The 15,741-nt window shown below is 40.3% G+C and carries 17 protein-coding genes and 1 pseudogene; 14 read left to right on the forward strand and 4 right to left on the reverse strand.

Going from position 1 to position 15,741, the window contains the following annotated elements; all coding sequences use genetic code 11:
• Positions 1-133 precede the first annotated feature (133 nt).
• Together DW059_RS12840 and DW059_RS12845 are read right to left on the reverse strand one after the other, a co-directional pair.
• Positions 134-805, reverse strand: a complete 672-nt coding sequence (locus DW059_RS12840) for a hypothetical protein (protein ID WP_117699066.1) — start codon at positions 803-805, stop codon at positions 134-136.
• A gap of 71 nt (positions 806-876) precedes the next feature.
• Positions 877-1,641: a class I SAM-dependent methyltransferase gene (locus DW059_RS12845; protein WP_117699067.1), complete on the reverse strand. Its 765-nt coding sequence runs from the start codon at positions 1,639-1,641 to the stop codon at positions 877-879.
• Positions 1,642-1,939: 298 nt separating this feature from the next.
• On the opposite strand from DW059_RS12845, the gene DW059_RS16170 reads away from it, so the two are divergent.
• The 3 genes from DW059_RS16170 to larE all read left to right on the forward strand — a co-directional run bounded on the left by DW059_RS16170 (position 1,940) and on the right by larE (position 4,196).
• Positions 1,940-2,185: a hypothetical protein gene (locus DW059_RS16170; RefSeq protein ID WP_197420871.1), complete on the forward strand. Its 246-nt coding sequence runs from the start codon at positions 1,940-1,942 to the stop codon at positions 2,183-2,185.
• Positions 2,186-2,406: 221 nt separating this feature from the next.
• Entirely contained in the window at positions 2,407-3,351 is a 945-nt protein-coding gene (locus DW059_RS12855) for an Rpn family recombination-promoting nuclease/putative transposase (RefSeq protein ID WP_117699068.1), read from the forward strand.
• Positions 3,352-3,362: 11 nt separating this feature from the next.
• Positions 3,363-4,196 (forward strand): ATP-dependent sacrificial sulfur transferase LarE, encoded by an 834-nt coding sequence (gene larE, locus DW059_RS12860; protein ID WP_117699069.1) that lies wholly within the window; start codon positions 3,363-3,365, stop codon positions 4,194-4,196.
• A gap of 5 nt (positions 4,197-4,201) precedes the next feature.
• Here the strand turns inward: larE and DW059_RS12865 are convergent, their stop codons facing one another.
• Both DW059_RS12865 and DW059_RS12870 read right to left on the reverse strand, forming a co-directional pair.
• Positions 4,202-4,960: an ABC transporter ATP-binding protein gene (locus DW059_RS12865; protein ID WP_117699070.1), complete on the reverse strand. Its 759-nt coding sequence runs from the start codon at positions 4,958-4,960 to the stop codon at positions 4,202-4,204.
• Positions 4,953-5,956, reverse strand: a pseudogene (locus DW059_RS12870) (FecCD family ABC transporter permease). Before DW059_RS12870 ends, DW059_RS12865 begins: the two are co-directional and overlap by 8 nt.
• A 289-nt stretch (positions 5,957-6,245) precedes the next feature.
• Here DW059_RS12870 and DW059_RS12875 point away from each other — a divergent pair.
• The 11 genes from DW059_RS12875 to DW059_RS12925 all read left to right on the forward strand — a co-directional run bounded on the left by DW059_RS12875 (position 6,246) and on the right by DW059_RS12925 (position 15,554).
• Entirely contained in the window at positions 6,246-7,496 is a 1,251-nt protein-coding gene (locus DW059_RS12875) for an O-acetylhomoserine aminocarboxypropyltransferase/cysteine synthase family protein (RefSeq protein ID WP_117699071.1), read from the forward strand.
• Positions 7,497-7,512: 16 nt separating this feature from the next.
• Positions 7,513-8,379, forward strand: a complete 867-nt coding sequence (locus tag DW059_RS12880) for a 4Fe-4S binding protein (RefSeq protein ID WP_022243151.1) — start codon at positions 7,513-7,515, stop codon at positions 8,377-8,379.
• A 77-nt stretch (positions 8,380-8,456) separates the two neighbouring features.
• Positions 8,457-8,708, forward strand: a complete 252-nt coding sequence (locus tag DW059_RS12885) for a sulfurtransferase TusA family protein (RefSeq protein WP_022243150.1) — start codon at positions 8,457-8,459, stop codon at positions 8,706-8,708.
• 21 nt (positions 8,709-8,729) lie between these two features.
• Entirely contained in the window at positions 8,730-9,053 is a 324-nt protein-coding gene (gene trxA / locus DW059_RS12890) for a thioredoxin (protein ID WP_022243149.1), read from the forward strand.
• A gap of 29 nt (positions 9,054-9,082) precedes the next feature.
• Entirely contained in the window at positions 9,083-9,304 is a 222-nt protein-coding gene (gene thiS / locus DW059_RS12895) for a sulfur carrier protein ThiS (RefSeq protein WP_022243148.1), read from the forward strand.
• A complete protein-coding gene (locus DW059_RS12900; RefSeq protein ID WP_117699072.1) occupies positions 9,288-10,094 on the forward strand; it encodes a HesA/MoeB/ThiF family protein in 807 nt (268 codons plus the stop codon). The genes thiS and DW059_RS12900 overlap by 17 nt, the downstream gene beginning before the upstream one ends.
• Positions 10,095-10,154: 60 nt before the next feature.
• Entirely contained in the window at positions 10,155-10,565 is a 411-nt protein-coding gene (locus DW059_RS12905; protein WP_117699073.1) for a M67 family metallopeptidase, read from the forward strand.
• Positions 10,559-11,461, forward strand: a complete 903-nt coding sequence (locus DW059_RS12910; RefSeq protein ID WP_117699074.1) for an NAD(P)/FAD-dependent oxidoreductase — start codon at positions 10,559-10,561, stop codon at positions 11,459-11,461. Before DW059_RS12905 ends, DW059_RS12910 begins: the two co-directional genes overlap by 7 nt.
• Positions 11,462-11,477: 16 nt before the next feature.
• A complete protein-coding gene (gene cysK, locus DW059_RS12915) occupies positions 11,478-12,413 on the forward strand; it encodes a cysteine synthase A (RefSeq protein ID WP_117699075.1) in 936 nt (311 codons plus the stop codon).
• A 78-nt stretch (positions 12,414-12,491) separates the two neighbouring features.
• Positions 12,492-15,083, forward strand: a complete 2,592-nt coding sequence (locus DW059_RS12920; protein ID WP_117699076.1) for an ATP-binding protein — start codon at positions 12,492-12,494, stop codon at positions 15,081-15,083.
• A 12-nt stretch (positions 15,084-15,095) separates the two neighbouring features.
• The gene (locus tag DW059_RS12925; protein ID WP_117699077.1) at positions 15,096-15,554 is read left to right on the forward strand and encodes a DUF6548 family protein; all 459 of its coding nucleotides are present in this window, start codon (positions 15,096-15,098) and stop codon (positions 15,552-15,554) included.
• Positions 15,555-15,741: the final 187 nt, after the last annotated feature.

Here is a 15,741-nt window from a genome sequence, read left to right on the forward strand (position 1 = left end):
GTTCAACCAGAAAAAATCGAAATTGATGCAAACGAAAGGGCAGTTAGTGAAAAATCTTAATACTGCTTTTTCGTTTGCACCACCTTCGATTCTTTCCTTAACGATTTATCCAGTTAAGAAAACTGGAATTTGACTAATTATTGTGTTTTATGATTCTATAAACTACCCCCAATTGAGCAGGGTATGTTTCTTGAATCATTCCATTAAACCATATTGTAACGATATCTCCCACCTGAACATCTTCCGCTAAATTTTCTGCCGATACATAATACTCTCCATCATTCATCTGACAAAAGCCTTCAGCTGTACTCACATGCGTTACAAGAAGTTCTCCATCATCGGTAATTTCTTTTACTTTTGCATTAAAATTGATAACCTCTATTGGAATAGACGTATCATCTTTTTCAATATCTCTAAATATGATTCGTTCGTCATCAATGACTACTATGAGCTGACCTTCAGAACTCCTTTGATAATGATATCCGCTTCCGAAATTTGATTGATTATTTTCAGATGGTAACTCTGTCCCTGCCACTGTTGACACAATTTCTCCATCCATTGTTCCACAACCAGGCATTGACGCTACATATCCTGTGTCTTTATATATAACACCATCAACCATAACACATGGAGGATATGAGCCAGTATCTGCTATTTGCTCATTTTGTACTACATCATCATTTTCTTTATTTTCTGTTTCTACGGACACATTTCCAGACACAGGTTCTTTATTTTCTTGATTCGTTCCACATCCAGCCATTCCCAGCACCATACATAATACAAGCAGATAGATTACTTTTTTCATAATACATGCCTCCTTAACTTATATTTTTTAACTCTATAAACTGAAAGTTTCTTTTTCTTGATAAATGGGGATTAGTTTTCCTTTTTTCCAATCAGCAATAACCACCTATGGTCAAAGCATATTTGTCCCTCCTTGATATAGGGATTAAAACCTGTTTTATCTCCACCATTCAAATCGTATTCCATTTTATCAATAATATCTTTTTGAATATCCTCTGGTGTACTTGTCAAATCCATCCAACTTTGTAGATTTACAGGAACAAGTGTTGTTTCTTCAAGCTGAAGCTCAAAAGCATCCTCAAACAATGCTTCAAATTCTTCTCTGCTAAGTATTCTTGTATGTGAGTTATCACGCATCGTTTCAATAGCGTCATTAGTTTCACGCAATTCTTCTGTAGTCGCTACCATGTCCCAAATAACAAGTTTTCCACCTTTTTTCAAAACTCGTTGCATCTCCCGAAAAGGCTTTTCAGGCTCAACAAAATGGTGCAATGAAAGTCTTGTAATCACAAGGTCAAATGTTTCATCTTCAAAAGGTAAGCATTCCGCATTCCCCGATACAAATGATATGTTCTGAATACCTTCTTGCTTTGCCAGTTTTTTTCCCTGCTCCAACATTGCTTCTGTCAAATCCAAACAAGTAATGTCCTTAACATAAGGAGCCACTGCTCTTCCACATATACAGGTTCCAGCAGCAACCTCCAATGCATGTTCATTGCCCCTTGCCTGAATACTACGAATCAAATAATCGGTATATTCTGCCTTAGACATATGATATGAAGCAAATTTCTCTGCTTGTGTACCAAATGATTTTTTCACTTCATTATAGTTATTCATAAACTTTTACCTCGCTGTAAACTTCCGATTTGTATAACAGTAGTCTAACACATGTTGTTTAAAAATACTACAGCCAAGCTAATGTCTGTAATTTGCCCTAAAATTTCATTTTATGGAATTTGGACTACTTGATTTTCTAATTGCATACGCAATTCATGAAATGCATAATTATACTGTTGATACATCGGACACACAAATGTAAATAGGGACTAAAGTAATTGTTTCAGTAAATCGTAATTCTACCAATTATCAAGTAGATGAGGTCATCTGTGATGAAAGAAGAATTGCAGCAAAGGCATTGGAATATCTGATTTCTTTAGGACACCGTAAGATTGGCTATGCAGTCATGGAGAAGCTGATTCAGGGTGAGAATCCGCCAACAGCCATATACTGTGCCAATGACCTGATCGCCATTGGTATGTTAAAGTACATGTGCGCAAACGTTTACATGGAAAATGACAAAAATGAGAAGAAAATAGTTACAAAAACAGAAAAAATGTTTTATCTTTGTAAAGATTATATAAATTCTATTAAATTAGATTAAAATATTCCGCAGAGTACTTGTGCTCTTCGGAATATTTTTGCTATTATACTTGTGCTCTTCGGAATATTTTTGCTATTATACTTAAGTAAAATCAGTTCATAATAATATTCGATATTCATCTATTATGCAGGCGTGTTGAACTGCCTGTATTCGTGATAATCTTATATTCATATTTTCAGAATCTTTTTATCCAAAATATTTATTTAACAGGGGGAAAATACTTGGCAGATAAGGATTTGGCAGAAAAATATCTGGAATCATTTTCGGATGTTTTTGCTGACATATATAATGTATTACTTTTTCGAAAGGAGATTCTTTTGGAAGAAGGATTGGAAGAGGGACCAACAGAAAGCATCTATAAGGTGGAAGAAAACAATCTTCGGAATCAGTTTCGGGATACTGTGAAATTATATAAGAATGGGTTATACAAAGTGGCATCTTTTGGGATTGAAAATGAAAGTCGGATAGACAAAAATATGCCCATCCGGATTATGGGGTATGATTATGCTGTGTATCGGGCGCAGATTGACCGTGGGGAAGAACGAAAATATCCGGCAATTACGATTGTTTTAAATTTCAGTGATACAGAATGGAAAAGTCCGAATGCGCTATTTGACATTTTAGATGTTTCTCCGGAACTAAGACCGTATGTAAATGATTATAAAATATTTGTTTTTAATATTGCATTTTTGCCGGAGAAAGTCCGAAAAGAGTTTAAGAGCGATTTTAAAATTGTAGCAGATTTTTTTGCAGAAAAACGTCTTGGAAGATATAATCCCAAGGAACATCCGGAGGCAATCTGCCATGTAGAAGCGGTTTTGAATCTACTTCGGGTGTTTACAAATGATAAAACCTATGTCAAAATAGAGAAAACAGTAGCAGAACGTGTGAAGGCAGGAGAGGTGATTACAATGTGTACGTTTGCAGAAGAGATGACCAACAAGGGAATAGAGATTGGTGAAGCGCAGGGCATCAAGATTGGTGAAGCGCAGGGCATTAAGATTGGCGAAGCAAAAGGAATTAAAATTGGTGAAGCCCGTGGAATTGCCAGAGAAAAAATCAGTGTTGCAAGAAACCTTTTAGACCTTCTGACAGATGAAGTAATTGCAGAAAAGGTCGGACTGGAGCTTGCTACGGTAAAAGAACTCAGAGAAGAAGTGAAGTAGAGGCATAAGAAATGGATAAAATAGCAGCACCAACTCCGGAACAGTTAAAAAAGCAGGAAGCGTTAAAACAATATTTTGAAAAATTAGGCAGCGTGGCAGTTGCATTCTCAAGTGGTGTGGATTCCACCTATCTTTTGAAAGTGGCGCATGATGTATTGGGAGAGCGGGCAATAGCAGTAACTGCGTCCTCCTGTTTATTTCCAAAGAGAGAGTTAGGAGAAGCAGAAGCATTTTGCCGGAAAGAAAATATAAGACATTTTATTACAGAATCGGAAGAACTTGAAATCGAAGGATTTGCACAGAATCCTAAGAACCGCTGTTATCTTTGCAAGCATGAATTATTTGAAAAGATATTAAAGATTGCAGAAGAGCAGAAAATTGTCTATGTGGCGGAAGGCTCTAACCTTGATGATAACGGAGATTATCGTCCGGGATTAAAAGCAGTAGCGGAATTAGGCATAAAAAGTCCGCTCAGAGACTGTGGTTTTACCAAGCAGGATATCCGTGTTCTTTCGAAGGCATTGAATCTTCCAACCTGGGAAAAGCAGTCCTTTGCCTGTCTGTCATCCCGGTTTGTCTATGGAGAGACCATATCCGAAGAGAAACTTGCAATGGTAGATAAAGCAGAACAGTTATTGCTGGATATGGGATTTCATCAGGTGAGGGTAAGAATTCATGGAATGATGTCAAGGATAGAGATTGAACCGGAAGAGTTTTCAAAACTGATGGAAGTGGAAAACAGGGAAAGAATTATAAAAGCTTTCCGGGAATATGGATTTACCTATGTAACCTTAGATCTTTGCGGTTACCGAATGGGAAGTATGAATGAAACATTGGAAAAGTAAGGAACTTACTCAAAGAAGTAGTAAGTTCCTTCTGCATCAGAGAACGTCTTAAGTGAAGTATGAAATACTTTATTTAAGACGTTTTTTTGTACGCATTCATCCGGAGTGCCCTGAAAGCAGATGGCACCGGATTCCATGACGATAAGTTTGTCTGAAATAGTAAGTGCTTTGGCAAGGTCGTGCAGCACCAGAAGAATTGTTTTTCCCTGTGCCTTTAAGATTGGAAGCATCCGGTAGAAATTATTCTGGCTTTCCAAGTCTAAGAAGGTAGTCGGTTCATCCAAAATAATCGTATCGCAGTTCTGGGCTAAAGTCATGGCAAAGAAGACACGCTGTCTTATTCCGCCGGAAAGAGTGTCAGTTGCAACGTTGCGGTAATCCGTAATATGGGTAAATTCCATGGCATCTTCCACCAGTCCGCGGTCTTCTTCGGTGAGGCGTCTCGAAAAACCAAGATAAGGGAAACGTCCATGCTCCACTAAGGTATGAACCGGAAGAGCAGGAATTACTTCGCGAATCTGTGGAAGGAATGCAATTTTCCTGGCACGAAGGTGTCCATTCATATGATAAATATCTTCGCCATCTAATGTGATAGAGCCGTTAAAAAGCTGGCTGGATTTATTTAATACGGAAATCAGCGTTGTTTTGCCACAGCCATTTGGTCCTACGATGGTTGTGATGCTGCCGGTAGGAATTTCAACGGACAGATTTTTAATCAGAGGCACCTTGTGGTAGCCAATGGAAACGGAATTAAATTTAAGCATGGACTCTGCGGCCTCCTTTCTTTCCTAATAAAAGATATAAGAAAAACGGTCCGCCAACAAAAGAAAGAATAATGCCGGCAGGAAGTTCATATGGTGCGGCAATAACACGTCCAAGGGTGTCACAGAAGAGGACGAAACTTGCACCTAAGAGAGCACAAAGGGGAACTAAAAGCCGCAGATCATTGCCGAAGAGCCGTCTTGCAATATGAGGAACAATCAGCCCGACGAAGCTTAAAAGTCCTGCATAGCTACCACACAGCCTGCCAGTATACTAGAAAGCATCAACAGCAGAAAACGGAGCAGCGATACCGGAATGCCAAGGGAGCGGGCAACATCTTCTCCAAGACTCAGAACATTCATGTGGCTTCCGAAAAAGCAGGAGATGATAACCGCAATGACAATAGCAATGCCGGGAGCAAAAAGCGTTTTTGTGGTGACATCAGAAAGAGAACCAATCATAAAGGTAGTGAGGTTTAAAGTGATATCATCACTTAATAATTTTACCGTATTGATTCCGGCACTTAAAAAAGAAGAAACGGTAATTCCGGCAAGAATAATAGTAGTACGTTTGCTGTCTGCCATATACGCCAGTGCAAAAATAAGAAGTGTTGTCAGAAAGGCACCTGCAAATGCAAAGATGGCATTATGGGTTGCACGGCCCTGGAAGATGGCAAGCCCAATCATAACGGCAAATCCGGCTCCGGAATTGACACCGATGGTATTCGGACTGGCAAGGGAATTATTCATAACAGTCTGTAAGATAACTCCGGCGCAGGATAAACCCATGCCGGCAGCAATGGCACCAAACATCCGTGGAATTCTGATATGAAAAAGTAACAGACCTGTGACAGAAGTCCGGTCATTTTGAATCAGACAGGATAAAATCTCTTTCGGATTTAATAAAACGCTGCCGAAAAAAAGACTTGCTGACATCATAAGAAGCAGCAGGAAAAACATTCCGGCAAAAGATAAAATAATTTTTTTTCTCGTGTACATAGGAAATCCTTTCCGTTATTCCAGAAATATGTATTGTGTTTCCTGAAAAGTATTGTTGGAACAAAGAATGAGCCTTGGCACATTCTCGCGCCTGCGGCGGTCGCTTGCGTGAATAAAATAACATATTCGGAGAGAAATAACAATGCTCTGATAAATTAGTATTGACAAATTAGAAAAATATAGTAAAATATAATTCATACAAAACCAATAGGAATAATCGTAATTAGATTTCCTAAGGCAGTTCAAAGTATTTAGTGCACAATAAGACGTGCAGGAATTGGAGCGTAAGATGAAGTTTAATACCGCATTATTACATGGAGATTTTCAGGGAGAACCAAATACAGGTGCAACAACAACTCCGGTTTATCAATCCAGTGCATTCGCGCATGAGTCGGCAGAGAAGTTAGAAAAGATTTTTCATAATCAGGCACCGGGATATTCCTATACGAGAATCAGTAATCCTACGGTAGATGCATTTGAAAAAAGAGTAACGGCGTTAGAGGGTGGCGTAGCAAGCGTTGCCTGTGCATCAGGAATGGCAGCACTCTACAATGCATTTTGTAATATCCTTCGTTCCGGCGATGAAATCGTATCCAGTGCCAGTCTCTATGGCGGCAGCATTGATTTATTCCGTGACTTAGAGGCATTTGGTATCACAACACATTATGTGGAAAACAATGACCTGGCTGCATTTGAAGCAAAGACCAATGAACATACCCGTCTTTACTTTGCAGAGACCATTGGTAATCCAAGACTTGATGTGACAGATATTACGGCACTTGCAAATCTGGCACATGAGCATCAGGTACCGCTCATTATAGATAATACGGTTGCTACTGCATTCTTAGTGAAGCCGCTTTCCCTAGGAGCGGATATTGTAATGAATTCTTCCTCTAAATACATCAATGGTCACAGCAATTCCATCAGCGGAATTATTACGGACAGCGGCAGATTTAAGTGGGATGTGGAAAAATATCCGGGCATGGCAGACTTTAAGAAGTTTGGACCATTTGCCTATACTGCCAAGCTTCGGAATGGGCTGTTCCGCAACACAGGAGCCTGTTTATCTCCGCAGAATGCATTTTATAACTGCATCGGGTTAGAGACACTGGGAATCCGGATGGAGCGTATCTGTGACAATGCAGCAGAACTGGCAAGGTTTTTTGTAAGAGAATATCCGGATGTCACAGTCAATTATCCGGGATTGGAGAGCAGTCCATGGCATGAAATCGCAAAGAAACAGTTTAAGGACCGTTTTGGTGGAATCTTAACCATACGGACCGGAAGCAAGAAACGGGCATTTGAAATAATCAATGCATTAAAGCTTCCGCTGATTATTTCCAATATCGGAGATACGAAAACATTAGTGATTCATCCGGAATCTACATTAAATGTACACAGTACCCCGGAAGAAAAGAGAGACGCCGGAGTATTTGATGACTTGATCCGCATCAGTGTCGGAATTGAAGATGTCGAAGATTTAATCGAAGACTTCAGACAGGCAATGGATCAGAGCAGACCAGAGAAAAGCAAAGAGTAAATGGAGGAAGCAGATAATGGCAAAAATTGATTATGCGGCATTGAAAAAGGGCGGATTTATGCGCCAGAAACAGAAAGGATTCTTTTCTTTAAGAATCCAGGTAGTTGGAGGAAACCTGACAGCAGAAAATATTAAAGCAGTAGCAGATGTGGCAGAAAAATATGGAAAAGGCTATGTTCATATGACTTCCAGACAGGGCATTGAGATTCCATTTATTAACTTTGAAGATATAGAAGAGGTTCGTGCAAAGTTAGCAGACGGCGGTGTAAAACCTGGTGTATGTGGACCGAGAGTCCGTACCGTTACCGCATGTCAGGGCTCTGAAATCTGCCCGAGCGGATGTATCGATACCTATAGCCTGGCAAAGAAATTAGATGAGCATTACTTCGGAAGAGAGCTTCCACACAAATTCAAATTTGGTGTTACCGGATGTCAGAACAACTGTCTTAAGGCAGAAGAAAATGATATCGGTGTAAAAGGTGGTATGGAAGTAAGCTGGGTAGCAGATAAATGTATCAATTGTGGTGTCTGTGAAAAGGCGTGCCGTGAAGATGCTATCAAATGTACCGGAACAGAAGTTACCATTGATTATGATAAATGTACCAACTGCGGCCGTTGTGTAAAATCCTGCCCGACAGATGCATGGGAAGGAAAGAGCGGATATATCGTATCCTTTGGTGGATTATTTGGAAATCATATTTACAAAGGAGAACAGTTACTTCCACTGATTACCGATGAAGAGACATTATTCCGTGTGACTGATGCCGCCATTGGATTCTTTGAAGAACATGCAAATCCGGGTGAGCGTTTCCGTTTACTTTTACAGCGTGTAGGAGAAGATGAATTCCGCAAAGTAATCCGCAATGCATTTGAAGAAAAATAAAGTTGCCGGAAGCAGCAGAAAAAGAAAAAATCTGAATGGAAATTCAAAATAAAAATTATTATACGAGGAGAAATAAGATGGAAATCGAAGGAATCAGAATTGATGACACAGTAGATATTACCGATAAAGTGTGCCCGCTTACTTTTGTAAAGGCAAAGGTTGCAATTGATGAGTTAGAGGATGGCGAAGTCATTGCAATCCGTATGAATGACGGCGAGCCGGTACAGAACGTACCACGCAGTATTAAAGAAGAAGGACATCAGATTTTAAAACTGGTTAATAACGAAGATGGAACCTATAACCTCATTGTAAAGAAGGTTGAGGACTAAACATCTGGAAGGGAGAAAGAAATGGCAGAACGCGTAACAAAAGACACTTTTGAAGAAAAAGTATTGAAGAGCAGCCTTCCGGTGCTGATTGATTTTTACTCAGACAGTTGTGTTCCGTGCAAGAAAATGTCACCGGTCATTGGTGCTATCGCAGACGAACAGACAGAAAAATTAAATGTCTATAAAGTAAATACCAACTTTGATTCAGAACTGGCAGAAAAATACAGTGTAATGTCGGTACCAACCATTGTACTCTTCAAGGATGGCGAAGAAATTGCCCGTAAGAGTGGTGCAGAGAAAAAAGCGGTACTTGAGGAGTGGATTACCCAGTCCCTTGACAAATAAAAATAAAGAAAAGTGAGAGGAAGGAAATTATGCAGATTACAGTAGCAGGCGAAAAGAAAGAAGTAAAAGACGGATTAACACTTCCGGAATTAATTGAGCAGGAAAATGTAGAGACACCGGAATATGTAACCGTATCCATTAACGATGAATTTATAGAAACAGAAGCAAAGGCAACAACCGTTCTTAAGGATGGTGATAATGTAGAATTCCTTTACTTCATGGGAGGTGGAAGCTATGGCATTAACGGATGAGCAGATTGAACGTTATTCCAGACATATCATTTTAAAAGAAGTTGGCGCTAAGGGTCAGAAAAAACTTTTAAATGCAAAAGTTTTAATCATCGGAGCAGGCGGACTTGGAGCACCGGCAGCAATGTATCTTGGAGCAGCAGGTGTAGGTACCATCGGAATTGCAGATGCAGATGAAGTAGATTTAAGTAACCTTCAGAGACAGATTATTCATCAGACAGCAGATGTAGGCAAAGCAAAAGTGCAGTCTGCAAAAGAGACTATTAATGCAATGAACCCGGATGTAGAAGTACGTACATATCGTGAATTCATTACCAGTGAAAATATCATGGACATCATTGCAGATTATGATTTTATCATTGACGGAACCGATAACTTCCCGGCAAAATTCTTAATTAACGATGCCTGTGTTATGGCAAAGAAACCATTCTCCCATGCAGGAATCATCCGTTTCAAAGGTCAGTTAATGACCTATGTTCCGGGAGAGGGACCATGTTACCGTTGTGTATTTAAGAATCCACCACCAAAGGATGCCGTACCGACCTGTAAGCAGGCTGGTGTTATCGGCGCAATGGGTGGTGTCATCGGAAGCCTTCAGGCAATGGAAGCAATCAAATACATCCTTGGAGTAGGAGATCTGCTGACCGGTCAGTTATTGACCTATGATGCAATTAAGCAGGAATTCCACAAGATTAAGCTTCCTTGGAATGGAAAGGGATGTGCCGTTTGTGGAGAACATCCGACCATAACAGAGCTGATTGATTATGAACAGGCAGAATGTACAGATAAATAAATGTATCAGTAAATAAATGTTATCAGATACATAACCCATGAAACATAGAAAGAGGATAGCATGATTTCATTAAAAAAAGCAGATTATGAAAAAATACTGGCACATGCCAAAAGCTGTGTACCAGAAGAGGCTTGCGGACTGATTGCCGGAATCAAAGAAGGAGAGGATAAGGTGGTAGAAAAGGTATATCTGTTGACCAATATCGACCATTCCAATGAGCATTTTACACTGGATCCGAAAGAGCAGTTAGCAGCCGTGAAGGATATGCGTGCCAATGGTCTCATGCCTTTAGGCAACTGGCACTCCCATCCGGAATCTCCTTCGAGACCATCCGAAGAAGATAAGCGTCTTGCATATGACAGTAAAGCAAGCTATATGATTCTTTCTCTGATGGAACCGGAACAGCCGGTACTCAATTCATTTCATATTGAAGGCGACGAATCAACGAAGGAAGATCTGGTAATATGTTAGATGTAGTTATCATTGGAAGCGGGCCGGCAGGTTTAAGTGCGGCAATCTATGCTAAGCGGGCAAACCTCGATGCGGTTGTACTGGAAAAAGAATATCTTGGAACCGGACAGATTGCATACAGCAGCCGGGTAGATAATTACCCGGGACTGCCGGGCAAAGACGGTTATTCTTTAGGAGAGGCATTCTTAGAGCATGCCGAAGGACTTGGAGTAACCATTGAAGAGGCAGAGGTTACAGCCATTACAAAAAAAGAGCAAAGCTTTGTCATTTCCTGTGAAGATGGAAAGAACATAGAGGCGAAAACCGTAGTCTATGCGGCAGGCTGTCAGAACCGCAGATTAGGGGTGCCGGGAGAAGAAAAGCTGCTGGCAAAAGGAGTTTCTTTTTGTGCAGTCTGTGACGGTGCCTTTTATAAGGGAAAGAAAGCTGCAGTCATCGGTGGTGGAGATACCGCATTGGATGATGCATTGTATTTATCCGATATCTGCGAACAGGTATATCTCATTCACCGGAGAGCAGAATTCCGTGGAGCAGAGAAGACAAAAAAGAAATTAGAAGAGCTTTCCAATGTAACGATACTTACCAATACGAGAGTACAGGAAATCACCGGGGAAGATAAAGTAGATAGTATTATTTTAGATAACGGTGGGACAATAGCTGTAGATGGTGTTTTTGAAGCGGTTGGAATGATTCCAAATACGGAATTATTAAAGAACCTTGACGTTCTCGATGAGAAAGGCTATGTGATTGCAGGAGAAGACTGCAACAGCAGTCTTGCGGGACTGTTCGTGGCAGGAGATGTGCGGACGAAAAGCCTGCGTCAGGTAGTCACAGCAGTTGCAGATGGTGCAGTGGCAATTCAGTCTGCAACCGGATATATCAAAGGAATGGAATAGAAAGAAGGAAACGTGTGTGAAAGGAATAGTGGACAGTGCTTCGGAACTGATTGGAAAGACGCCGATGCTCTATCTTCATAATTATATGAAAGAGGCAGGTGTAGAGGATGCGGCAATCATTGCCAAGCTGGAATATTTTAATCCGGCAGGTTCGGTAAAAGACCGAGTGGCACTTGCCATGATTGAAGATGCAGAGAGAAAGGGCAAATTAAAGCCGGGAGCTACGATTATCGAGCCAACTTCCGGTAATACCGGAATCGGACTTGCTTCTGTGGCGGCTGCAAAAGGGTATCATGCAATTTTAACATTGCCGGAAACCATGACGGTAGAACGTCGGAATCTTCTGCAGGCGTATGGAGCGCATATTGTGCTGACCTCAGGGTATAAGGGAATGAAGGGTGCAATCGAAAAAGCAGAAGAACTTCATAAAGAGATTCCGGGTTCAATTATTTTAGGACAGTTTGAAAATCCGGCAAATCCAAAAGCCCATGAAGAAACCACAGGACCGGAGATCTGGGAACAGACAGAAGGCAGCGTTGATATTTTTGTGGCAGGAGTCGGAACTGGTGGAACCATAACCGGAGTTGGAAAATATCTGAAAAAGCAGAAGAAGTCCGTACACATTGTTGCAGTAGAACCTGCAACCAGTCCGGTTCTTTCCCAGGGAAAAGTCGGACCTCATAAAATTCAGGGAATCGGTGCCGGATTTATTCCGGACACACTGGATACTTCTGTTTATGACGAGATTATTCCAATCAAAAATGATGATGCCTTTGAAGAAGGAAGGGCATTTGCCCGCAGCGAGGGAATTCTTGTGGGAATCAGTGCAGGAGCTGCATTAAAGGCAGCTGTTGAGCTGGCAAAAAGAAAAGAAAATAAAGGAAAGAACATTGTGGTATTGCTTCCGGATTCCGGAGACCGTTATTTATCTACTCCTTTATTTGCAAAATAAAATCAGTGGAAAAGCATCAGGCATTCCGCTATAATATGGTAAAAGAGTCAAAAAGACTTTTACGAAAGGAAAAGAAGTATGTTCTATTTTCTTGTGTTGGTAAATATTATAGCGCTTATCCTGATGCTTTTTATGTTGGCAGTCTGCCTTCGTAAAAAGCTCTCCAAAGCACAGCTTGCATTTATTATTTATGATATTTTTACCATGCTGTTTGTGGTGGGAGTTCATCTGGAACTGGTGCATTCGGATACCGTTGGTGAGGCACTTGCCGGGCTGTGCATCCAGTATGTGGGACAGGCAGGCTTTCTGATGGCATTTTTATGGTTTGCATCCGAATTTGGCAGATTAAAAATTCCAAAGTTTATTTATTTTATTCAGGCAGTAATTAATATAATTGTTTTGACAGGAGTATTTACGGCAGAATATCATCCATATTTTTATAAAACAATGCGGATATTGAAAGATGGCATATATCACCGGATTGAAGTTATACCCGGAATCATCTGGAAACTGCATTATATACATCTGGGAACGGTAATACTTGCGGTATTTATTTTGTGTATCATGCGTTACGGGGAGAGTTCACCGATTCATAAGAAACGGATTCTCTATATGATAGCAGGTGTGGGAACTTTTGCACTGGAATTAATCTTAAAGGGCCTGGGTGTATTTGGCAGTTATAATCCGGTAGTCATTGCCATGACAATTATGATGTTCTGCATGATGATGGCAATGATTCGTTATGGATATTTTGGTTCTCTGCAGGCTGCGGTGGATAATGCATTTAATCATGGAAAAGAAGGCCTGATTATCCTGGATGCAGAAAATAAAATTATCTCCGTCAATCAGCGTATGAAGGAACTTTTCCCGGAAATAAAGGTAGGAAGTGCCGCAAGCAGGCAAAAAGAAATCCTGCAGGCACTGACAAACCGGGAAAGGCTGTTGCATAAAAATGACCGCATCTATGAACTTCGTATGGAAGATATTGTGGAAAATGGTGAGAAGGATGGCTGCATGCTCTGGTTTATCGACCAGACAGAAAACTTGGAAATGATGCAGAGACTCCGTAGTGCGGATGAAGCGAAGACCAGATTTTTAATGAAAGTGAGCCATGAGCTGCGGACTCCGATGCATACGATACTTGGTATGAATGAAGTGATTTCCGAAGAAACATCAGAAGAGAAAATCCGTAGTTATACCAGAGAAATTGCATCTGCCGGTGACAGTATGGTTGCACTGATAGAAGAAGTGTTAGATGCTTCACGGTTAGAAAGTGGTACGCTTCAGATAAAGAAGGATGCATTTGCTTTAGAAGAGGTTATCAATGACGCAGCAGCCCAGATGAGACCACAGGCAGAGAAGAAATCTTTAAACTTCCGGCAGCGGATGGAGGAACCATTATTAAAACCGGGAAAACATTTCTATGGAGACAAGGCACATATCCGTCAGATTATCATAAATCTTCTGGAAAATGCGGTGAAATACACAGATGAAGGCTTTGTGGAGCTGGGTGTAGAAAAGGCGGCGGAAAATGGAGATACCTTTTTAAAGATAACTGTAACTGACAGTGGAATTGGAATAGGAAAAGAAGATCAGGATAAAATCTTTGAAAGCTTTGAACGGGGCAATAATGCCAGAAACAGCAGGAAAGACGGAATCGGGCTCGGACTGGATATTGCAAGACAACTGGCAGAGGCTATGGGTGGAAGTCTCAGCCTGAGTAGTGAAGTGACAAAGGGAAGTACCTTTACGGTTCGGATTCCGTGGGTAGAAGTATCGGAAAAACATCATTTTATAAAGCAGAGTGAGAAAAGTATGAATGCGGATTACAGCAGCTTTACCATTCTTGCGGTAGATGATAATGAGCAGAATTTGATGGTATTAGAACATCTTTTACATAAGACAAAGGTTAAAATGGAAACCGTGATGGATGGAAATACTGCCATTCAAAAATGTGAAGAGAAAACATATGATTTACTTCTTTTAGACCATATGATGCCAAAGCCGGATGGTATAGAGACGCTGCACCTCATCCGTGCAGATGAGAAAGGACGAAATCATTATACGCAGGCAGTGGCATTTACCGCTAATGCAACAGCTGGTGCAAAAGAACTGTACAAAAACGAAGGATTTGCAGAGTATATTACCAAACCGGTAAAATCCAAAACTTTAGAAAGCATCTTACAAAAATATTTAAAAGACAGTATCCCGGAACAGAATCTTTACTTAAGCGGAGAAGAAAAGACAGCTTCTCTTCAGACGGATATTATATTTCACCAGCTGGAAAAATGCGGCATTTCAGTAGAGGAAGGACTGTCTTATGCAGATGGAGACGAACAGTTCTATAGGACATTGTTAGGCATCTTTGCAGACGAAAAAGAAAAGAAGCTGCAGCTTCTCAATGAAACAGCAGAATCCCTTCAGAAAACGGAAACTGCATCTGATCCTGGAACAGAAGATACCACAGAAACTGCGGAATTATGGAAATCCTTTGTTACCATATCCCATGGATTAAAGGGAGAGGCCTGGGGAATCGGTGCAAAACAGCTGGGGGATTATTTCTATCAGTTGGAATGTGCAGGAAAAGAAAGAGATATGCAGAAGATAGAAGTATTTTATTCAAAGACCATGGAAGAATGGCAGAAAGTGGTGCAGGCAATCAGGGAATAGGAGAGAGACGAAGTGGATAATCAATTTTTAGATGAGTATATTCATTTGGAAAAATTATGCAATGAGATTTATGCAACAAATCATGGTATATCAAGGTATATCGAGGATATGGAACAAACAAACAGGGTGATTCAGGCGAAAATTCATCTATGGACAAGTACATATAAAAAACTCAAGGAACTTAGATGGAAAAGAAATCAGTTGGTTCATGAAGGAAATGTGGAATATGATGATGCAGATATAGTGTGGCTTAGATGGTTTTACCAACAGATTATGGATGCAAAAGATCCGCTATCCGTGAAACATCAATTATTGCAACAACAGATAAATTCTAATATGCCCGTAAATAGAAGAGAAAATGTGACATTTGAAAGTACTAGAAAAACAGACAATTTTTGGACAGAGAGAAAAATCCTGATTATAGTGTCAGTTATAATTTTAATTATTGTCGGTGTAAAGATGCTGTTATGATTGCTCTAGTTATGGAAACATCCATTGAAATATGACAGGTGCTGTTTTTAATCATGCTGCCTGGTGGCAAACTGGTATGCTGACTTGAAAAAGTAAATTCCAGTGCAAGAGTAAATTCCATCGGCTTTTAAATTTTGCTGGTTTTGCAGGAGTTTTTTTAACAAAATCTCTTGCTTTCTGTTATAAT

It is taken from the genome of Roseburia sp. AF42-8 (assembly GCF_003435965.1).
Classification (GTDB): Bacteria; Bacillota; Clostridia; order Lachnospirales; family Lachnospiraceae; genus Roseburia_C; species Roseburia_C amylophila.